The organism is Chryseobacterium sp. DZ-32 (assembly GCF_059587025.1).
Window position 1 is genome coordinate 255,074 of sequence record NZ_JCAIOM010000005.1, and the last position, 22,142, is coordinate 277,215.

The following is a 22,142-nucleotide window of genomic DNA, read 5'->3' on the forward strand; positions in this document are numbered from 1 at the left end:
TTATAAAACGCCTGTAATATTTTGTAATAAATAATAATTGTTCTGTGCCATAATTTTAGCCGCTTCCAGTTCAAATTTTGTCTGAAGCAGCTGTATATCTGCATCCAGCAATTCTGTAATAAGAGAAGTCTGGTTGAAGTAAGTATTTTTGATAATACGTGCATTTTCCTTTGCCTGAGCGACATTGGCTTCTGCCACTTTTATCTGTTCCAAAGCTTCCTGGTACCTTAAATAAGCTTCTTTCACCTGCTGTCTTACTTTATCCTCCGTATCCCTGTGCACTTCCTCTTCTTTTTCAAATTCAAGCTGGGCTGCCTTTACTTTGTGGGTATTGTGGTAAAGGAAAGAGATGGAAAATGAAGCTTTAATTCCCACAATCCCCAATGAATACCAATACGGATTGTACGGATAGAGAAAAATCTGTGGATTGGCATAATAAAATTCGCCATACATCCCTATTTTAGGTCTTACATTCGCTTTTACCTGTTTCAGTTTGATAATACTCAGCGCTGTCTGCTGTTCAGAAACATGGTAATCAAAGGAATGATCCAGTGCCAGTTTCAGGTATTCGTTGTACGTTGTATTCTCATTCCACTGATTAAACGGCGCTTCAGGAATAACAACCTGTTCATCCGGAATTCCAAGAATAATATTCAGTTTCTGCATGGCGATGAGGATATCATTTTCTATGGTCACCAGTGCCATTTTTCGTTTTGAAAGTTCAAGTTCAATCCTTAAAACATCACTTTTTAAAACCACTCCGTTTTTATAAAGAGTCTGTATTTCTTTTAATTGTGTTTTCTGATCATCAATATCCTGCTTGATAAGATCTCTGAAAATTAAGGTTTTCTGTAATTCCAGATAAAGTGATGCTGTTTTGTAGTGAATATCTGAAACGGACTGTTCTTTCCGGATATCCTTAATTTTCTGAAGCGTTTGATTTTCCTTAATCTTAAGATTCAGTTTGTTTCCGTTATAAATATTCAGATAAAAATCTGCTCCGGCTCTGTAAAGCGTATGGATAACTTCATGCTGGGTTGGTTTGGAAAAGATTCCGTTTTCATAGATAGGAATGTTGGAAGCTTTTTCTGCAGAACCTTTAATTTCTATTTCCGGGAGTCGCTCTCTTTTAGCGTCTTTTACTTCGGCTTCGGCAATGTCTACGTTGATTGTATTGATTCTGATATGGCGGCTGTTTTCCTCCGCTTTCTGCCATGCTTCCTTCAGGGAGAGTCGTATGGTATCCTTTGCTGGACTGCCAGTCTGCGCTGATACGATGGAGAAAACTCCAAACATCAGCAATCCGGCGACATAAATTTTCATTTGAATTTTTGAATTATTGCACTGCAAATTTATTGGCAATCCGGAAATTTTATTTATCTAAAATAGTCAACTTTTACATGATTCCGGCCAAATGATTATATTTGTATTCTTATTGGTATTTTAAATTTTTATGGGATTAATTGCTGCGCTTCCTGATATTGATAAAGACGATAAAAGTGTATTTGTCATGCACGAAAAATCTGAAAAACTGATTCCTTTTCACAAGCATACAAAAGGACAGCTGAGCTATGTGGAAGGGGGTATCGCCTATATTACGATTGACAACAGGACCTATGTGGTTCCGGCAAGACACTTTTTCTGGATTCCGCAGGGAATGGAACATATTTTAGAGATCGGACATACAGCCACAGTCCTGCGTTCCCTTTATTTTTATGCCCACGATGATTTTTCAGATCCTTTTTATAACAGATTAGGAATATACCCTGCATCCGAACTGCTGATTCAGATGATCAAATATTCTGAAATATGGGATGAAAAGCATGTAACTGCAAAAGATGAAAACTTTGAATTTCTGGTAGCATTAAAAAAGATCCTTCCCAAAACCCATCAACAGCCATTACCTATTATTCTTCCTGCCACTCATAACAAACAGATGATGAAAATCGTATCTTATCTGGAATGGAATATCGGAGAAAAACTGACTCTGGCTAATGTAAGCAGTAAATTTGGTTTGAGTGAACGCTCTTTGTCGCGTCTTTTCAAAGCGGATATGGACATTTCTTTTCTGCAGTACCTGAAAACATTAAGAATCATTAAAGCCATTGAACTGCTTTTAAATACCGATAAGCCTATCAATGAAATAGCGGATGACGTTGGATACAGCTCTATCAGTGCCTTTAGCGACACCTTCCATGAGTTTACCCAATCCAGACCTTCTGATTTAAGGAAGAGCAATAAAGCCATTCAGAATTTTACAGATTAAATTGGACCCTGAATTAAATAAAAGCCTTTAAACATTATGCTTAAAGGCTTTATCACTGATTATTACTGTGTCACTTTCATCATCACATTGGTAATCTCAATTTCTTTTTTCCTGGAATAGGTGGAATCAAAAGGTTCCATAACATTAAACAGATACTGATAAAAGGGAGCAATCTGGCGTACATTTTCAGACTCTTTTATTGCTTTTTCTTTACCCATCTGCTGCAGACCTTTTATGAAGATATTGAATTTTTTGTCGATAGGCTCCATTGCTTTTAAAAGATACGCATGTGCTTTTTCATTTTGCCCAAGCTTTTTGTAGCCTTCAGTAACAGCAGAAACCACCAATGCATATTCCATCGGCTTGGACCTCATCTGTCTTTTCGCCATTGCTTTAAATGAAGGAGAAAGATTCTGGTAATAATCATATTCTTCAAATATTCCTTTTTTGAGCATTTCTGCAAGCTGAAGACCTTTTTGCTCCTGCCCTGCAACAATATATCCGGTAACCATGGCGCTCAGTGAACGTGGATCGTTGTATTTTTCAGCAGGAATTTCTTTTGCTGCAAGTTCCAGTAACTCGAGTGCTTTCGCTTTCTGCCCGCTTGCCACAAGTGCAGATACAGCTCTACTCACCGACATTCTGTAGCCCAAAATATTTGACGTAGCTGTTTCATCATAATAAATACTCAGATCTTTAAAATTTCCCCATCTGAAATTTTTCACCACCTGATAAAGAGATTGGGCATCTACCCTTCCTTTGTCTCCATCAGGCCCCTGAGGCGTATGAATGGGAACCAATCTGTAGCTGAAACCGTCAAACTGCAGATATTCATCCAGATAAAAGATATTTTCGCTTTCATACATTCCGCCTGAAGAGAAACTTATCGGGCGCTTCCAGTCGAAATTGGCCAGCATATCCAGCATCATCAGATTGCTTTTATAAAGGGTATTCGCTTCATAATTGATTATAATCTGATCCACAGTACCCGGAAGATCGGACTGCTTAATAATTCCTGCTTTTACGGCATTTTCTTTGTTGACAGGAAGAATAAATTTACTGACAGGAATAATATTGTATTTTTCATATTGTTGTTCGCCGAAGTACATTTTCAGCAATTCATCTTTTTCGGACGATTGTAATTTCAGAAATTTTATAGCATCCTTCAGGATCATTGAATCCTGAGTCAGATATTTTCTGAACTCCTGGAAAGCCGTTTCCGGCGCTCCCTGTTCTTTCAGCATCTGGAAAAGTCCTTCCCAATCTTCTTTTTTCATCAGATACACCTGATCATTGACACCGTCTCTATATTCTTCATGGGTCAGCTCACCCGGAATTCCCATGGCATTGTAGGTTCTTCTTTTCACCTGATCAATATTCCATGGAGTGGCTAAAAGGGTAAAATTGACCGTTTTCACATCATCCCTGAATCTTTCTGTTTCCTGAATAGCCCACACCGGAAAAGTATCATTATCACCATAAATAAAAATGATACCATGTTTAGGCAATGACCGTAAAAATGAATAGGCATAATCGCGGGCTGCCGTTTTTTTGCTTCTGTCATGGGAAGTATAATTCTGGAATCCCATCATAAAAGGGATTCCCAGCAATACAGCTCCCAGTATAATGTTGGCTGCATTGGATTTAATCTTAGACTGAATCAGCCAAAGGATGGCTCCGGCTCCCAGACCAATCCACACGGCAAAGGCATAGAATGAACCTACCATGGCATAGTCTCTTTCCCGCACTTCAAACGGTTTTACTCCGGTATAGAAAACAATTCCCACACTGGTCAGAATAAACAGTGAAAGTATGGCATAAAATCTTCCAAAATCTCTGTTCAGCTGGAAAAAGAAACCAATCAAACCCAGAATCAATGGTAAAAAGAAAAACTTTACGGTACTTTCATTTTTAAATTGAGCAGGCATATGATCCTGATCACCCAACAGAGCATTATCAATAAAAGAAAATCCTGAAATCCAGTTCCCGTTGGTATTTTCCATATGTCCCTGAAGATCGTTCTGTCTTCCAACAAAATTCCACATCAGGTATCGCACAAAGTAATATCCGTTCTGGAAAGAAATAAAATAATCCATATTCTGAGCAAATGAAGGGCGCTGTACCTTAATCAGATCATAAGGTTTTACTTTCAGATAATCTTCTGCAGTGATAGAATCTCCTTCATATTTTGCTCTCAGTTCTTCAAAAATACGTTTAGCCTCAGGATTGTCTGCCACATCTTCATTATCGTAATTGAAGGTAAAATCAGGAGCTCCATACAATGAGATATAATTAGCCATCACTTCTTTATCTTCATTGAACATCCTTGGCATAAAACTTATGTGAGATTTATTAAAAACATAGTTGAATCTTTCTCCGGTTTTTCTGTAAGTTCCGGTTTTTTCATCTTTTTCATAAATATCTCCGGTGATGTCTCTTTTATAACTTCCGTCTTCCTCTTTTTCCAGCCCGTTTTTGTCGAGAAAAGCGGTATAATTCTGCCCGTAAATCGTAGGCCAGTCACCATATTGAACCCTGTTATAATAATCTCTCATTCCGATCGCGGTATCCGGATCATTAAGATTCATCGGTGGATTCGCATTGGCTCTGATGGGAATCACCAGCCAGCAGGAAAAACCAATGATCATATAGACAAGGGATAAAACCACAGTCTGATATACCTTCTTTTTGGTTTTTCTGGCATATTGAATCAGGAGATAACTTATTACGGACATAAGAACAAACGCTGCAATTGTCCCTGAATGAAAAGGGAGTCCTAAACCGTTCACAAAGAAAATTTCAAGCTGTCCAAAGAGGGTCATAATCAAAGGGAAAATAATCTTGAACACAAAGGCAAGAATTCCCAAAGTAACAAGATTCGCTATGATAAAACTTTTCCAGGAAAAGGTATAATTACGGGCGTAATACACCAGGCATATGGCCGGAACAGCCAGCATACACATCATATGTACTCCTACGGAAAGCCCTGTGATAAAGAAAATAAGGATGACCCATCTCTCACTGTCAATAGCTTTATATTCGTTTTCCCATTTCGTGATGAGCCATACCAGCAACGCAATAAACAGTGAAGCCATTGCGTACACCTCACCTTCTACAGCCGAAAACCAAAAGGTATCTGAAAAGGTAAAGCATAAGGCCCCGATAGCTCCGGCAAAAAGGATAGAGATTTCCTGATGTTTTGTAATCTCTTCAAAGTCTTTATGCAAAAGCCGTCTTAAAAAATGGGTGATCGTCCAGAACAGCAACAGAATGGTAAATGCACTGAATAACGCCGACATGGCATTGATCACCACAGCATAATTTTCAGTATTTCCCAATGCAAAAATACTCGCTGCCGCTCCCACAATCTGGAATAAAGCGGCTCCCGGGGCATGCGTTACCTCCAGCTTTACAGCTGAAGAGATATATTCTCCGCAGTCCCAGAAACTCAAAGAATGTTCTATCGTTGAAAGATAAGTAATAAGCGCAATAGCGAAAAGGAACCATCCCAGTACGGTGTTCCATTTTTTAAAAGACCAGTTTTTCATATCATATTTTCCAATATGTATATGACAACTGAAACAAAGGGTTTATTACATTTACCTTGTTTTATTCTCAAACCACAAAAGTCATAAAAGTCTTGGCGTAGTCTAATTAAGTTTAAAAACATTGCTGCAAAAAGTTCATATAAGAAGAAGTAAAGCAAAGATTTCAAATAACTTAAGTGTACTTTAACACTCAAAATAGAAAGCTTAGAAACAAATTCAAAAACTTTTGTGACTTTTGCGGTTTAAAAGAATTTATATTTCTTAAATGGTAAATTTTTAATACGTATTATTCAATCCTCCATCCAAAGGAATACTTGTTCCGGTAAGATAATTTGAATATTCCGAAGCCAGAAAAGCCACGAGATGACCATATTCCTCAGGCTGTCCGAATCTTTTCATCGGAATCTTATTTTCCCTCGCCTTTTTTATTTCTTCTTCAGAATTGCCACTTTGCTGCGCTTCATGAGCTACCAGTTTCTGAATTCTTTCAGTATCGAAATATCCTGTTAAGACATTATTTACCGTGATATTATGCTGTGCAATTTCGTTGGAAAGCGTTTTGGCCCACGCAATTACTGCTGAACGGATAGAATTGGACAAGGCCAGATTTCCGATCGGTTCTTTTACTGAAAGAGAAGAAACATTAATAATACGCCCTTTTTTCTGTTGGATCATATGAGGCAAAGCCAGCAATGTTGTTTCACAAACGGTTTTAAAAAGAAGATCAAATGCTTTCTGATAATCATCCGGGTTTTTATCAGCTGCCAGGCCGGGTTCCGGACCGTTGGTATTATTCACCAGAATATCTACAGAATGATTATTAAAAAATCTTCCTATAATTTTCTTATAACTTTCAAAATCTGAAAAATCTGCTACCAGATATCCATGGTTCTGATCAGTATTGATGACCGGCAGAGATGAAACAAAGTCTTTAAGTTTGGCTTCATTACGAGCCATAACGGTAACATTGGCTCCGCATTTTGCCAATTCAATGGCAATTCCGGCACCAATTCCCTGGGTTGCCCCTCCTACTAAAGCATTTTTTGAAAAGAGTTGAATATTCATAAGATCTTTGGATGTTGTAATTGGTATAGATAAATGTAAGAAAAAACTTCAGATTATTACGGGTAGAAACCAGCGTTACAATGTAAACGGATACACATCACTTAATGTAGGATGAATGGTATTCAGGGTTTTATAAAACTCTTGCCGAACCAGCTCCGGGATATGGTCATATTGATCAAAACAGTCATCCAGCTGACCGATAATGAATGCCATTTGCAGCCATTCTTCAAAATCAATATGCATCGGCTTCAGCTTCCCGTCATCATCATGATCATAGAAAAAAACCTTCTGATCCCTATCCAGAAACCATCGGTCACCTTGTCCGTTGCCAGCAAAACACCAGTACTCCGGCAAGTTAAATTCTTTATTTTCATTGACTGCATCCACTGAATTGTACAGAATGGTTTCAGAAGAGATTTCTGTTGTTTTTATTTGAGTAACCAGCCTTTTATAGTTTTCAGAGAAAGGAAAATCTATAACCTTTGGAAAGTTCTGCACGGCGCTTTTTTCTTTAAGGATTTCATTTTCTATTGCAGTAGGAGCAGGCAGTATAAAGGGAATCATCATTATTAAAAATTATGGCTTTTCTTTCAACAATTCATCAATTTGTTTATAAAATGAATCTTTACTATAATCTGCCAGCCCTTTATGATGCAAACGGATCTCTCCTTTTTTATCTAATACAACAGTCGTTGGCAATGAACCACTATACAATGCATCAGGTATATTTCCAGCCGGTGTAAGAAAAGGAACTGTAAAACCTTTTTCCTTTAAATAAGATTTTCCAGGAGCAGAAGTATCATCAAGGTTCACTGTAATAAATACCATATCGGGATTGCTTTTGTACCGGTCATATAGTTTCTGAACAGACGGAAACTCAGCACGGCACGGAGGGCACCACGATGCCCAAAAGTTAATAAAGACCACTTTGTTCTGTAAAGCAGAAGTATCTACAATTTTTCCTTCTTCATTTTTCAGCATCAATCCGGCATAGGAAACTTTGGCTGCATTATTCTGTTTTTTTTGTGGTTCTGATATGCTGGAATTGAGAATTCCGGTGGAAGCCACCTGCCTCATCAGCCATGCCTTTGCATCTTTATTCACCAAAACGATAATAAACAATACGGTAAGTACTGCCGTAGAAGCATTTTTTCTTAACCAGATCTTCAGATTTTTCATATTCTTCCGCTTAATTCCCAGCCAATATAAGGTTAATATTCCGATCAATATTCCCAAAAAGATAGTTTTTAATGTAAAAAAGCCTTTAAATTCTAAGATTTAAAGGCTTTCCTCTCCATTTATTTCAAGTTAAGATCATGGTCATATTTTTTATAGCTAAATCCTGTTCAGCAATTTCTTTCTGAAAAAGAAAAGCAGTGAACTGAAAAATGTCAGATAGGCAATATTGAATATGGCTCCTCCTACCCATCCTGAAAAAGGAAGCGGTAAAAGATTTTTTATAGGAATGATAAACAAAGTAAGGGCAAATGGTGTCAGCAGAGCCATCCACCCCGGCAACAGGGTTTTATTGAAAAGAATACAAACAGCAAAGGAAATCCATCCCACTGCCAGTATACCAATAGCTGTTCCCCAGGCAATGTTCAGCATTTTCATGAAACCTCTTCCCATCTCCAGAAGATAAGGGTGAGAGACAGAGTCTGTATGATAAACTGCTTTATAAATCTCCCCCACATAGAAAAATCCGGCATGTCCTAAAGGTGATAAAACCGCCCCTGCCAGTAAGATCCAATACACAAAGACTGCATACCATTTTTGAGTGTCTTTGAAAAACTGATACACCAGCCACGTGGCAGGAAGCAGTAAAGGCCCGGTAAGAGCACCAATCAAAGCTCCAAACATCAGCCTTGGAGTGGAACCTTCCAGCATTAAAGTTGCAAATTCCAGATTTACCTGATCTGCATAGGTTTTTGAAAACAAAGGATAATCTGATGGATCTGGATCAAATCCGGCAACGTAAATATCACCAATAATCCAACATATTGACACTGCTATTGCTGCAGCAAAAGACCAGTTTATTTTACCTGAATATTTCATAATTTTTAATAATTAATTGTATATAAGATGTACATCGTTTCATTATTTCTTTCTTTTATTTAAAAGCAATTTAATTATTAAGAACGATTCTAAATAATCATTACCTTTGTGCAAACTTAGTCTAAACATTCAACAGAAAGGGTCTGTAAAACGGAATAAAAAGTCCGTAAAAAGGAAATTCAAACAAACAAAAGGAAATGACAGTACGGCTATATGATGAAAACTTTGGAAACATGCTTATGGAGCGGGATTATCCTTCCTCTTATTTCTTAGATGATGGAGGCATCCAGGAATCCATTACCCAGCTGACTCCTCCTTATGGAAATGGTTTTTATCACGAAATAAGCTTTACCCATGTCCACATCAGTTTTGGGAATATTGTATTGAATAAACCGCTTCAATTGTACCTTGAGAGTGATTTTGATTCGGTAGAAATGCATTTTACCCTGAAAGGAAAAAGCAAAGCCATTTCGGGTAACTTTCAAAAAACAATAGTGTTTGATAACTACCAGCACAATATTATTTATGCCCATCATATGGAAGGCAGGATGGAATTCGAAGGTCCGGAAATGTATGTATTCGAAATCAATCTTGCTCCTGAGTTCTTTAAAAAATTTCTACCTGAGTATTCAGGACTGTTTGAAATATTCAGAAATTCGATTGACAAGCAGAATTCATCTCTCATTCAGACTGAGCATATCCGCATCACCCATGATATGTATCAGATTCTGAACGACATCATTCTTTGCAACAGAAAAGGGGCTTTCAAACGAATTTATCTTGAAGCTAAAGTAAATGAACTTCTTCTGTTGCAGCTTGAACAGTTTTTTGACAGTGAATCCTCATCTTCTTCTCTTCAGAAAAAAGATATAGAGAAAATGTACGCTGTGAGGGATTATATTGTAAAAAACCTGAATGCAGATAGTTCTCTGAATGATCTTGCCCATCTGGTAGGAACCAACGAATTTACTTTAAAGAAAGGATTCAAAGAGCTCTTCGGGACTACCGTTTTCGGATTCTGGAATGATCTCAAAATGGAGCAGGCCAAAAAAATGCTTCTCGACAGCGATCTGAATATCAGTGAAATTTCTGATCATATCGGCTATAAAAATCCGAGACATTTTTCATCAGCATTTAAACGAAAATTCAATATCCTGCCAAGCCGGCTCAGAAGCAGATAGCATCGTACAGTCTTGTAAAAGCTTATTTGTATTTTTTTAATTCCGGGTAATAATAAAAACTAAATAACAGTCGTTAATAATTTGTTTTTCAATAAAATCTACCAAAAAAACAACAATAAATTAATATCCAATGCATAATACTGCTTTTTATCTGACAGTCCTCTTTTATCCTTGCCATTATCATTTCCTGAAGTCTGCTTTTCCAATGGATTTATTTCATAATTAATTTGTTACCTGTAACAAATCCCCTATTCATCCAACTCATTGAACAGTATCAAAACATTAACTCATAGACAAGAGATCTACTACTTTAAAATAAACTAATGCAAACATCCTTTCTAAAAATTACCGCTGCCACCGCTGCGCTCTGCTTCAGTACACTGGCAATGGCCCAACAAACGTATTCCGTAAGTGGAACCGTGAAAGACAAAAAAAACGGGGAATTGCTCATCGGAGTCTCTGTAAAAGTAAGCGAAGATCCCACCATTAATGTTGTTGCCAACGAATATGGATTTTATTCTCTTTCATTACCTGAAGGAAATTATACCCTGATTATTTCCTACCCGGGATATCAGGATTTTGAACAGAAGATCAATGTGGATCAAAATATAAAGCTCGATCTTCCGCTGCTTCCATCAGAATCTGTAGAAAAAGCCATTGATGAGGTGGTGATAACGGGTATCAAAAAGGATAAAAACCTGACCTCAGCTCAAATGGGAGCAGAAACGTTAAGTATTAAAAATATAGAGAAACTTCCTGTACTTTTTGGTGAAAAAGATGTCATGAAAACCATACAGCTTTTACCCGGGATTAAAAGTAACGGTGAAGGAAGCAGCGGATTCAGTGTAAGAGGAGGTGCTACCGACCAAAACCTGATCCTGCTGGATGAAGCTCCTGTTTATAATGCCTCTCACCTTCTTGGTTTTTTCAGTACATTCAACAGTGACGCCCTGAAAGATGCCAGCATTATCAAAGGAAACAGCCCCGCACAATACGGAGGACGTCTTTCTTCTGTATTGGATGTTAAAATGAAGGACGGAAACAACAAAGATTATAACGTTAACGGAGGAATCGGACTTATCAGCAGCAGGCTGAGTGTGGAAGGGCCTATTCAAAAGGAAAAATCATCATTCATTGTTTCGGGAAGAAGAACGTATGCGGATCTTTTTCTTAAAGCCAATAAAGATTATAAAGACAACAAATTATATTTTTACGATCTGAACCTGAAAGCCAATTATCAGATCAACGAAAACAACCGTATTTACCTGTCCGGGTATTTTGGAAGAGATGTTCTGGGATTGGGAGATACTTTCAATACAGACTGGGGAAATACGACGGCCACTTTGAGATGGAACAGCATCATCAGCAGTAAGCTATTCTCCAATACTTCATTTATTTACAGTAATTATGACTATAAGATCAGTCTGAAAAATGATGATACGGTATTTGATTTAAATTCAAAAATCCGTGACTGGAATCTTAAGCAGGATTTTACCTGGTTTGCCGGAAATAAGCATTCTGTACGTTTCGGTCTGCAGTCTATTTATCATACCCTTACTCCGAGCAGTGCTTCCGGTACCACCGTGAGCAGTTTTGCCAGAAATCCGAGATACTCGTGGGAAAATGCCGTTTACATTAATGATGATTATAAAGCAACGGAAAAGCTGACCATCAATTATGGAGCAAGGCTTTCCATGTTCAGTATATTGGGAGGAGATACTTTCAATACCTATGAAAACGGTGTGCTTACCGACAGTAAATTTTTAGAGAAAGGAAAATTCGGGAAGACCTATGTGAATATTGAACCGCGTATCAGCGCCAACTACCGCATCAACGAAGTGAGCAGTGTAAAAGCAGGTTATTCCAGGAACACTCAGAATCTTCACCTCTTAAGCAACAGCAACAGTGGAAATCCTACCGATCAGTGGATAGGAAGCAGCTATACGGTAAAACCGGAAATTGCAGATCAGATCAGTTTAGGATACAGCAGAAACTTCAACAACAATAATTACGAATTGAACGCTGAGGTCTATTATAAAGACATGAAAAACCAGATCGATTTCAAAAATGGTGCTCAGATTGGTTTTGACACAGGAGCTGATGTAGAAAGCGAGTTGCTGTTCGGAAAAGGAAGAGCCTACGGTCTGGAACTTATCGCCAAAAAGAAGAGCGGAAAACTGACAGGATGGATCTCCTATACCCTTTCTAAAACAGAAAGAAAGATCAACGGAATCAATAATAATGAATGGTATAACGCCAGAATGGATAAAACCCACGATTTATCCGTCGTTGCAACGTATCAGCTTAATCCGAAATGGAGTTTTTCAGGATTATTTGTATACAGTACCGGAAATGCAGTTACCTTCCCTACCGGAAAATATGAGCTGAACGGACAAACAGTCTTCCAGTACAGCAACAGAAATGCAGACAGAATGCCTGCATATCACAGAATGGATCTGAGTGCGACTTATGAACCAAGTTCCAATAAGCGGTTCCGTGGTTCATGGACATTTGGTATTTACAACCTGTACGGCAGAGAAAATGCTTATACCATCAATTTTGAAGACAATCCTGACCGCCCGGGAACAACACGTGCCATGCAGACCTCCTTATTCCGATGGGTCCCTAATATCACTTATAATTTCAAATTCTAACTCATGAAAAATACTTTTTATATCATAGTTTCCCTCTTTGCCTTAACCTCCTGTGAAAAGGAAATAGACCTGGATCTGAACGATCAGAGCGGGAATATTGTCATTGAAGGCAATGTAACCAATCAGTCAGGACCTTATACTGTAAAAATCACAAAGTCCGTTGGGTTTTCAGAACCTAATCAGTATCCGGCAGTAACCGGAGCCCAGGTGGTTTTAAGCGATGATACAGGCCAGACTGAAACGCTTCACTATACAGGAAACGGAATGTATCAGACCACTACTTTTGTAGGTACGCCCGGAAGAACGTATACATTAAAAATACAGGCAGAAGGAAAACAATATACAGCTCAGAGTACAATGCCTGAAGTAGTATATTTTGACGGACTGCAACAGAGTTCTTTTAAATTTGGTGATAAGACCACCTACACTCTTTTACCACTCTTTACAGACCCGATGCCACTAGGAAACCGTTATCTTTTTAGTTTTACGATTAATGATTTGCCTAAAAAATACATGAATACTTTTTCAGACAATGTCAATAACGGCTTACCGAACCAACAGCCTCTGATTCTTCCCAATGACGATAACAAGGGCCGCGACCATGAAGTAGTGCCGGGAGACAAAATCCATGTGGAAATGCAGTCTATCGACACCAATGTGTTCACTTATTACAGTGCATTGCTTCAGATTTCGGGCGGCAACGGCGGAACTGCTACTCCAGCTAATCCTCCGAGTAATATCAGCAACGGAGCATTAGGCTATTTTTCAGCCCACACAACAGATACGGAAACTTTTGTGATCCAGCCTGTAACGCCATAAATTTAAAAAGGATATTCCCAACAACGGAATATCCTTCTTTTATTGTATTCTATCTGAATTTCCTTTTTAAAGCGTAATACCGGTACAGGAACTTATCATACCTGATTACGCCAAAGAGCAATCCCGCAGTTACAAGCAGCGTTTTAAGCTGAATCATGCTGTACACAAAACCGCCAATCATACATCCTGCAAAAAAGCAGGCGATAACCACCAGTTTCAGGGCGATATTTTTTTTAAGCTGCCTCTTTTCGTTTTCCCTTTCCTTAAAAAAAAGTTTTGAAAGCTCTATTCCCAGATCAGTAAATAAGCCCGTAAGATGAGTGGTTCTTACCACAGATTGTGATACTCTTGTTACCAGTGAGTTCTGAACCCCCATTGCAAAAAGCAAAAGCCCGGCAATTGCATAGGGAGATATTGAGAGTTTCAATGTTTCCTCACCTGTTATTCCCACAAAACCTAAAATCAGAATTTCGGTGATCAAAGGAATGAGATGCGGACGGAACATTTTGTGTCCGGACGAAAACTCAACCATAAAACTGGATGAAAATGCTCCTCCCAGAAAACATATAATAAAGATAAAATAAGTGAGTGCCTTGTTGTAATGATCGAGAAGAATTTCTTCAGAAAAGAAGGCAAAATGTCCGGTTATATTCGTAGTAAGCACTTTCACAGATAAAACACCTGCAATATTCACTATCCCTGCAACAAATGAAAGTACTGATGCAAGCTTAAGATTGTGAAAATAGGTTCTGTTTTTCCCTCTGTGTCTGAACATTTTAAATTTCTATAGGGGCTTCTCCTTCAGGAAAAGAACAACCGGATAAAATAAATAAGTAAAAAAAATAATTAGAAATGTCAGCGTCAAACTGTGAAAAACATGTCCGCTTAAATATTTATCCAGTGTTCTTTATAGGTCTACTATTTCCCCTTTAACGTAAAATCCTATTTTTTAGTAATAAATAATGATTCTGAAAAGGCTTCAAGGCCTCTGTGAGATCTTCTTTTTCTTATTTCAGAATCAATTTCATTACTTTTGTAAAAGTAATTCGTTCAGGAAAAAAATCTTGTGATTTAGATCGGTTTAAAATGTGATTTAAGTTAAAAACTGAACGTACACCCAATATCCTGTATAGAAAAATTATGATCTCAAAATTTATTTTTAACAATCAGTATCTTTTTGATGAACTCCCTGAGTATGATAAAAATCTTCTTACAGGAGCTATGAAAACCAGGAACTATCGTAAAAATGAACCCATATTTACTGACGGAACGAAACCCAATGGCGTTTACTACCTGAACGAAGGTAAAATAAAGAAATACAAGGTTGATAATGACGGAAGGGAGCAGATTATTTACATTTACAGTTCCGGTGAATTTTTCGGATATTCTGCTATTCTGAGCAATGAATCTTACGGAGATACGACCTCAACCCTTGAAAATTCTGTGATCTCATTTATTTCAAAAGACAGTTTTCTGGATATTCTGAGTCAGTCATCAGTGCTTTCGAGGCTGCTGCTGAAATCTTTAAGCCATGAATTCAGCGTAATGGCGAACCTTATTGCAGTTTTATCCCACCGTACAGTCCGTGAAAGAGCTGCTCTCAGTTTACTGATTCTTCATGATAAGTATACATCAAATGACACACCTGACCATGAAGTATTCATTACCCTTTCCCGTGTGGATCTTGCCAATATGGTGGGAACAGCAAGAGAAACCTTAGCCCGTATCATCAATGATTTCAAGCAGGAAAAACTGATCAGATCTGAAGGACGGAAAATACAAATTACTGATATTAAGCGATTAATTCATATCGCTAATTTTTATTAATTTATCTTTTTGCTTTCAATTTTTTCCTGCTCTTGTTTGATTTTCATGAGCATATCAATAGCATCCAGATTTTTAGGGTTAAGGGATAATGATTTACCATAGTTCATAATAGCAGCCTTATAATCTTTTGCCATCCAGTAAGCCTCTCCCAGACTATCAAATAAATTAGCATTTTCAGGGTACATTTCTGTAGCAAAGGTAAAAATCTTAATAGCCGCGCCTATTTGTTTTTTGTCCCGCATCCATTCATATCCGATATAATTGCTGAGCCAGGCTAAACCTGATGTAGCTTTATAATTTTCGATTTCTTCTTTGGTTTTACCAGCTGTTCCTTTTGCCCAGATATCCTGAAGGTATCCCGCAGGATTATCTGCATTATTATATTTTTTATAAAATAATACTCCTTCTGAAGTGGCAGGAAAAAGGTCTGCCATCATGTAGGAATGGGTATCTTTTTTCAATTCTTCCTCAAGATTAATCTCGACTGACTGAGAGAAATCATGATGGAGAAAAAGTTGTATTGTTCCTTTATTCAGATCATAGATATTGGTATACTGTGTATCTTTCACCTGCATCTGATCCATCACTGAAGAACAGAAAGCTGGCGTTCCGTCGGGTTTCCGGGCTTTAAGAAAGCTGACACCTTTCATATAATAATCCAGCTTTTTCTTATCTTCATCAACGGTACTTTTTGTAGGATTAAAATTCGACTGGATATAGTATTCCTGATTTCCAAGAACCAAAGCTCCGCCTTCTACAAGTAAATATTCTCCTGTTTTATCAACAAACATCATCACACTGGAAGTCAGAAAACTCATATCTACGGTAAACAGATAGTCTTTTACCTGATGAACTGTATTAAAATTTGCCATCACATAATGTACAATATCCCGAACCGGCTTTTGAATCTTTCCTTCCTGTTTGGGAACTGAAACTTCCGGAGTGGCAAATCCATCAAAAACTAACCCGGCTTCGTTCATGGCTCCCTGAGGAAACCGATTGATAAAACCGACATAGGCTACTCCGTATTTATCCTGCTGTTTAGGCTCAAACCAGATTTCAGCATTGGGACTTACCCAATCTTCATTATTTCCAACGATTGTCTTTCCCTTATGGGTCATTTTAAACATACTGCAGCCATAAAAGGCATGACTAAGGAAAAGAAGAAAAAGAGTTAATACTTTGATTTTCATAGGTTATGATTTTGGCGCTATCAAATTTAATCAAAAAAAATAAAGACTGTTAATGGCTACTGACAATTTACTGTCATAACAAGCTCATACCTTTGTTTTTTAAAATTTAAATAAATATTCTTATGAAACTTACCTCATTAAGACTCATTAGTAAGGACATTAAAGCAGCAGTACAATTTTATGAACAGATTACCGGATTTTCTGCCACATGGTATACAGAAGATTTTGCAGAACTCTCTACTGATTCTATCACAATTGCTATCGGAAGTACCCGGACCATGCAAATGTTCTCAGAAGATCTTACAGATTTCGCAGGAACAAAATCAACCATTATTGAATTTATGGTTAAAAATGTTGACGAAGAATACGAAAGGATTAAAAGTATGACTTCCCGAATTATTCAGGAGCCGACAACGATGCCATGGGGAAACAGATCTCTCCTGTTCTGTGATCCGGATGGCAATATGATTAACTTTTTTACTCCGGTAAGTGAAGAGGCTGTGAAGAAATTCGGCTAAATCCTGATATCAATAAAAAAGACTCGCTGTTCATCAGCGGGTCTTCTTGTTATAATTTTTTAAGAACATATTTATTTTCCAAGGAATTCTGTAGCTTTCGCAACAAATGTATCGTGATATTGATAAAAAGAAGCGTGTCCTGAATCCGGGAAGATCACCAGTTCTGCATGGTCTAAATGCTGAGCCATATTTTTTGCATTCTGAACAGATACCGGAAGATCATTTTCACCATGCACAATCAGTACGGGATTTTTAATCTTCTCTATTTCTGTAAGCGCATCAGCATCAGGCTGAGCCCAGCTCAATACTGCAGTAAACTGAGCACCGGAGGCAGCATCACTTAACGGAAGATCTCTGTCCGTCGTACGAAGCTGAACTCTTGCAAAAGAAGCTTTTCCTTCCGCAATACTCTGAGCTGATTCTGTAAAACCAAATTTCAGGAATGAAGCTTCCGGGCTTAAGCCAGCAGTTCCGGCAATAATATTGGGCAGATTAGACAATCCTATGGCTCCCTGAGGCCCTGTACCTGTTAAAATCACTTTATTAATCAGTGACGGATTGGTAAGTACTATTCGCTGTGCGACAAATCCTCCCATAGAAAATCCCATGATATTCACTTTGGTCAGGTTCAAAGCCTTAATAAAGTCTACCGCATCGTCAGCCATCGCCTGAACCGTATTGGGAGTGGTTCCTTTTGAGGAAGAGACTCCTTTGTTATCAAAGATAATGACTTTATAGTTTTTAGCCAGTCCATCTGTCACTGCAGGATCCCAGTCATCCATTGAGCCGCCTAATCCCGGAAGGAGAACCAAAGGAATCCCGTCTTCTTTTCCTAAAACACGGTATGCGATGGCATTTCCTTTAACGGTTATGAATTGGGTTTTGGCAGTCTGGTGGTTTCTGTTTTGTATCTCCTGCGCCGTGGGAGGCTCATTTTCCTCAGTGCAGGAAACTGTCACTACAGTAAAAAGAGTTAAACATAATAAGCTTAAGGCTGAGATTTTTCTGATTGTTTTCATTGTTGTTTATTTTTGTATGATTATGGTGCAAACATAAAACACAAAAACAGGCAGAACACTCAATTTCATTATCAAGAGGACATTTTAGCAGCTCAATCAGACATTTTAAAAGGTGAAATAAAATTTCTCCAAAAAAATTATTTTACAGCTCCTGAGCTGATCTCAATGCATAAAGGGCTTCCATTGCTTTTTCAGCATCTTTTCGGGCAACAAAAATATGATCATGGAAGTAAGCGGCAACGACATTACAACTGATATTTTCCTTTTTCAAAGCATTGGCAAAAGCTGCAGTAAGCCCCACAGCTTCCAGAGAAGAGTGAATAGTAAGGGTAATCCATGAAGAAATATAACTGTAATCCATATTCCATTCATCTGCTACTGTTTTTTCTACCACAATGGTAACGGCTTCATTTTCCCGGAAAAAAAACAGAACCTTTTCGAGATCCGGTATTGCTGCTAAAATTTCAACAGTACAAAATACATATTCTCCGGTATTCAATACTGGTTCCATATTCTGAATCAGTATGGCCAAGTCTTTCTCTCCTGACATCTTTTTTGATACAAAACTAAGGGATAGATGGCAGTATTTGTTTATCATTTGATAAAAAACACAATGGTTCTGTTGAAGTGAGAAAATATATTTCTTGCCCAAAAACACAAAAGGAGGCTGTATGCCTCCTTTTTGTGTTTGTACTGTAACCTGTTAACTGAACCTCACTATATGTGTTTGTGTTTTTTTCTGATCATTTGGCTTTTTTAAGAAGTCCGTCTAAGGTTTTTCATACACTTCTTTAATTTCATCAGTGTTTTTTAATTTTTCATCATTTGTGTTTCTAATAACCACCATTTATTGAGTTATCATCATTTGTTGTTTTTGCTTGTGAAACTTAAGAAGTTAAAAAACATTTCTCAGTTGTTTTTCATTACTTAAATTTTACATTACAAAGGAACAACATTTCCAAATAAAATTCTCTATAAACCCCATCGATACATGTCGATCGACTTATAGATATTTATCGATGAAATATAATACCCTGACAATAAGAAGTGGAGATCACCTTAAAAAACACTATAGTTTATGGTGGGTTTTGACAAGGTCCACAAGCTCAACCATATTTTCAATCTTGAGTTTTTCAAAGATATTTTTTTTGATTGTGCTTACTGTATTTTGTTTGATATTCAGACTGTTTGAAATTTCCAGGTTTCCATATCCTTCAGCATAAAGTTCTGCAATCTGCATTTCTCTTTTGGTTAAACTGTTGAGCGGGCTTATCAGATCCGGATTGTAAACAAACTGTACCAGCAGGTTTCTCAGAAGATCAGAGAAGTACTCTCCTTTTTCGATGAAGGTTGTAATTGCTTTTCTTACGTCTTCTTCCTCACTCAGTTTACTCAGGTAGCCATCAGCACCGGCTTTAATAAATTTAAGGCCGTGCAGCTCTTCTTCAAGTCCTGTAAAAATCAAAATTTTAATATCAGGATTTACGCTTTTCATCTGTGGCAAAATATGAAGACTGTTTCCGTCCGGGAAATGGGCATCAATAACAGCGATCTCGATTCCTTTCGATTCTATCAGTTCCAATACCTGATGTAAGGATGAAGTTTGATAAACTTTAGCGTTAGGAACAATATCGCTGATAACAATCTCCATTCCCTGGCGTACAATGCTGTGATCGTCTGCCAGAAGGAATATAATCTCTTTATTTTGTATTGGTGTTTCCATTATTATTAATATTTAAATTGATCCTGAATGTCACTTTAGTTCCTTTATGTAATTTGCTTTCAACCGATATATTACCGTCAAAAAGCTCTACAATTTCTTTTACAAGGTTAAGCCCAAGTCCTGCTCCCAGATTATCTACTTCATCAGAAACCATCCCCTGATAATAAGGATCAAAAATTTTACCAAGATCAGATTCTGATATTCCTACTCCCGTATCTGCTACTGTTGTGATCAGGCAAATTTTATTTTCTCCAAGGGATTCTGTAGCCAATACAAGATCAATCTGTCCGTTTTCTGTAAACTTGTTGGCATTCCCCAGAATATTCATAAAAATCTGATTGATTCTGATATTATCCGAATAGACCACCAGATTTTCAGGGATTCTGTCTGTCACAGCAAACCTGTTGTTTCTCGTTTCCAGATAAGGGGTAATGACCTTTACAATAGAGCTGATTTCATCTTTAAGATTGAAGACCGACTGTATAAGCTCTTTTTCAGCATTCTCGTTTTTGGTATATTCCAGAATCTGATTAGACTGCAGAAGCAAGGTACTGTTGGTGAACTTGATGGATTTAAGATAATCCTTTATCGTTTCATCTTCGGTGGTTCTGTGGATTTTGTCAATGAAAATATTGATGATTTTTAAAGGAGACCTCAGGTCATGACTTAACATTCCCAGAATCCTGTTTTTGAAATTAAGATTCTTTTTAATCTCTTTATTGGCAGCATCCAGTTTCTGTTCATAAATAAACGCCATTCTTGTAAAATACATAATCAGAATAGAAACAATAAACATCAGAATCATCAGTCCCAATACCAGATAGGTTCTTATCTTGTTATTATTAGAGCTTTGGTCGTTGTATTCTTTTTCCAGTTCAGATTGAAAATCCTTGATGGCATTTTCGTAAACCTCTATTAAGTTATTACTATATACCAGCAGCTTACTGAAATTGCTGTAAAACTGTAAATTATTCTTCTGACTAATGGCCGCAAGCAGCTGAACCTTTTTTACTTCGGCAGCGTAATGCTTGTCCATAGATTTTAGGGTATTGTCCATTTTGGATTTTACCTGAGAAATATCCAGAGTCTTGTTATTGGTCATTGTGATTACAGTACTCTCCTTCTGAACATCCACTTTCCCTGTTACCGCATCTTTCAGACGCCCGAAAAAGCCTTTCTTTTTAATGGTATCCGCATAAGTACGGGTCTGAATATTGAAATCTTCAAAATCGTTTTTATACTTGGCAGGTTCATATTGTTTGTCCTCAATTTTTGCCGGCGGATTGAGGGATGTCTGGTACACTGAATCTATTAACGTCTTCAGTTTTGCGGTCTTTAAGGTATCCTTACTACGAATAGCCAGATTTTTTTTCAATCTTGGACTTGTATTTTCGTATTCACCAATTTTATCAAAATTAGTTTTAAGTTTTCTCAGCGACTGGAAATAGAGCTGCAGATCATCATTATCCTGAGTCGCCATATATTTCTGAAGATGATCCTGTGCATCCATGAAATCTTTCCTGGAATTATCAGTTAATCCTCCCAGGGCACGGCTTTCTTCAAGCTGATCTTTTATAAACTTCAGCTTTTTCCCGTTGACAAATTCGTTGTAGAAAAATATGGCAATAATCACCTGTATCAGTAAAATACAAAGGATCAAGGAATAATGAACAAGTTTTCTCAATTTAAAATTTAAGAATTTATTTTTCATATTTGTTTATCAGTTAAATTAATTTCCTGACTACATAAGTCCATTAGATATTAGTCTTCAACAATATAGCATTATTTTCAGTAATTTCATAATAGCCATATATTATCTAACTGGCAAAGTTAAAGTAATTTTTGTCTTCTTACTAATAATGAATATTTGATAAAACACACAGAATTTAATTCTTTTTACAATTAAAACTGCTTCTCAACATTCAGTTTTATGTATGTAAATCTATTTTTTTAGATCAATAGCAAAAAAGCAGGCTTCCGGCAAAATGTTCTTTTTCTGTTTATTTCATTCCAAAAAACAATTCAAACATTTGAAAATAAACACATTAGAAACTCACAAAACTTTGATAAAGTTCAGATGTAAAATTCACAGTAAGCAAAAAAGCCCAGAATTATATTTCGATTCCATATTATAATCATTAGTATTTTCTATTTTTCTAAGGGAAACATGAGGTGATATTTTCCTAACTTTTCAGTTTGAAAGGAATTAAAGAATACTTCAGACCATTCACCGAATTCTCTGAAATGTTCAAAAGCAATTAACTGCAAAAACCG

The 22,142-nt window shown here is 37.2% G+C and carries 18 protein-coding genes; 6 read left to right on the forward strand and 12 right to left on the reverse strand.

Annotation, left to right across the window (positions count from 1 at the left end; translation table 11 throughout):
- Positions 1–1,323 (reverse strand): TolC family protein, encoded by a 1,323-nt coding sequence (locus AC59HC_RS07715; RefSeq protein ID WP_496558383.1) that lies wholly within the window; start codon positions 1,321–1,323, stop codon positions 1–3.
- Between the two features lie 130 nt (positions 1,324–1,453).
- Between AC59HC_RS07715 and AC59HC_RS07720 the strand changes: the two genes are divergently transcribed.
- Complete coding sequence (locus tag AC59HC_RS07720; RefSeq protein WP_496558384.1) at positions 1,454–2,266, forward strand: helix-turn-helix transcriptional regulator; 813 nt, start codon at positions 1,454–1,456, stop codon at positions 2,264–2,266.
- Between the two features lie 62 nt (positions 2,267–2,328).
- Here AC59HC_RS07720 and AC59HC_RS07725 read toward each other — a convergent pair whose 3' ends face one another.
- The 5 genes from AC59HC_RS07725 to AC59HC_RS07745 form a co-directional block, all read right to left on the reverse strand.
- Positions 2,329–5,814 carry a glycosyltransferase family 117 protein gene (locus tag AC59HC_RS07725; RefSeq protein ID WP_496558385.1) on the reverse strand — a complete coding sequence of 1,162 codons (3,486 nt, stop codon included), beginning with the start codon at positions 5,812–5,814 and terminating at the stop codon, positions 2,329–2,331.
- A gap of 276 nt (positions 5,815–6,090) precedes the next feature.
- Positions 6,091–6,879 (reverse strand): SDR family oxidoreductase, encoded by a 789-nt coding sequence (locus AC59HC_RS07730; protein ID WP_496558386.1) that lies wholly within the window; start codon positions 6,877–6,879, stop codon positions 6,091–6,093.
- A 75-nt stretch (positions 6,880–6,954) separates the two neighbouring features.
- Complete coding sequence (locus AC59HC_RS07735) at positions 6,955–7,446, reverse strand: SMI1/KNR4 family protein (RefSeq protein ID WP_496558387.1); 492 nt, start codon at positions 7,444–7,446, stop codon at positions 6,955–6,957.
- Positions 7,447–7,455: 9 nt separating this feature from the next.
- Entirely contained in the window at positions 7,456–8,058 is a 603-nt protein-coding gene (locus tag AC59HC_RS07740; RefSeq protein ID WP_496558388.1) for a TlpA family protein disulfide reductase, read from the reverse strand.
- A 156-nt stretch (positions 8,059–8,214) separates the two neighbouring features.
- Positions 8,215–8,934, reverse strand: coding sequence for a DUF6796 family protein (locus AC59HC_RS07745; RefSeq protein ID WP_496558389.1), 720 nt, complete (start codon positions 8,932–8,934; stop codon positions 8,215–8,217).
- Between the two features lie 197 nt (positions 8,935–9,131).
- Here AC59HC_RS07745 and AC59HC_RS07750 point away from each other — a divergent pair, with 197 nt between their 5' ends.
- The 3 genes from AC59HC_RS07750 (at position 9,132) to AC59HC_RS07760 (ending at position 13,588) form a co-directional block, all read left to right on the forward strand.
- Positions 9,132–10,115 (forward strand): helix-turn-helix transcriptional regulator, encoded by a 984-nt coding sequence (locus AC59HC_RS07750; protein ID WP_496558390.1) that lies wholly within the window; start codon positions 9,132–9,134, stop codon positions 10,113–10,115.
- Between the two features lie 323 nt (positions 10,116–10,438).
- Complete coding sequence (locus AC59HC_RS07755) at positions 10,439–12,769, forward strand: TonB-dependent receptor (RefSeq protein ID WP_496558391.1); 2,331 nt, start codon at positions 10,439–10,441, stop codon at positions 12,767–12,769.
- Positions 12,770–12,772: 3 nt separating this feature from the next.
- Positions 12,773–13,588: a DUF4249 domain-containing protein gene (locus tag AC59HC_RS07760; RefSeq protein WP_496558392.1), complete on the forward strand. Its 816-nt coding sequence runs from the start codon at positions 12,773–12,775 to the stop codon at positions 13,586–13,588.
- Positions 13,589–13,637: 49 nt separating this feature from the next.
- Here AC59HC_RS07760 and AC59HC_RS07765 read toward each other — a convergent pair whose 3' ends face one another.
- Positions 13,638–14,363, reverse strand: coding sequence for a YoaK family protein (locus AC59HC_RS07765; protein WP_496558393.1), 726 nt, complete (start codon positions 14,361–14,363; stop codon positions 13,638–13,640).
- Positions 14,364–14,728: 365 nt separating this feature from the next.
- On the opposite strand from AC59HC_RS07765, the gene AC59HC_RS07770 reads away from it, so the two are divergent.
- Positions 14,729–15,415: a Crp/Fnr family transcriptional regulator gene (locus AC59HC_RS07770; protein WP_202843153.1), complete on the forward strand. Its 687-nt coding sequence runs from the start codon at positions 14,729–14,731 to the stop codon at positions 15,413–15,415.
- Here the strand turns inward: AC59HC_RS07770 and AC59HC_RS07775 are convergent.
- Positions 15,412–16,608, reverse strand: coding sequence for a hypothetical protein (locus AC59HC_RS07775; protein WP_429815394.1), 1,197 nt, complete (start codon positions 16,606–16,608; stop codon positions 15,412–15,414). The genes AC59HC_RS07770 and AC59HC_RS07775 overlap by 4 nt on opposite strands.
- 122 nt (positions 16,609–16,730) lie before the next feature.
- Between AC59HC_RS07775 and AC59HC_RS07780 the strand changes: the two genes are divergently transcribed.
- Positions 16,731–17,126, forward strand: coding sequence for a VOC family protein (locus AC59HC_RS07780; protein ID WP_343642996.1), 396 nt, complete (start codon positions 16,731–16,733; stop codon positions 17,124–17,126).
- 71 nt (positions 17,127–17,197) lie between these two features.
- On the opposite strand, the gene AC59HC_RS07785 is transcribed toward AC59HC_RS07780, so the two are convergent.
- From AC59HC_RS07785 to AC59HC_RS07800, 4 genes are all read right to left on the reverse strand, one after another.
- A complete protein-coding gene (locus AC59HC_RS07785; protein WP_429815397.1) occupies positions 17,198–18,145 on the reverse strand; it encodes an alpha/beta fold hydrolase in 948 nt (315 codons plus the stop codon).
- A 142-nt stretch (positions 18,146–18,287) separates the two neighbouring features.
- A complete protein-coding gene (locus AC59HC_RS07790; RefSeq protein WP_429815400.1) occupies positions 18,288–18,695 on the reverse strand; it encodes an ACT domain-containing protein in 408 nt (135 codons plus the stop codon).
- A 519-nt stretch (positions 18,696–19,214) separates the two neighbouring features.
- Positions 19,215–19,868 carry a LuxR C-terminal-related transcriptional regulator gene (locus AC59HC_RS07795; protein WP_202843166.1) on the reverse strand — a complete coding sequence of 218 codons (654 nt, stop codon included), beginning with the start codon at positions 19,866–19,868 and terminating at the stop codon, positions 19,215–19,217.
- The gene (locus tag AC59HC_RS07800; RefSeq protein WP_202843168.1) at positions 19,846–21,579 is read right to left on the reverse strand and encodes a sensor histidine kinase; all 1,734 of its coding nucleotides are present in this window, start codon (positions 21,577–21,579) and stop codon (positions 19,846–19,848) included. The genes AC59HC_RS07795 and AC59HC_RS07800 overlap by 23 nt, the downstream gene beginning before the upstream one ends.
- Positions 21,580–22,142 lie beyond the last annotated feature (563 nt).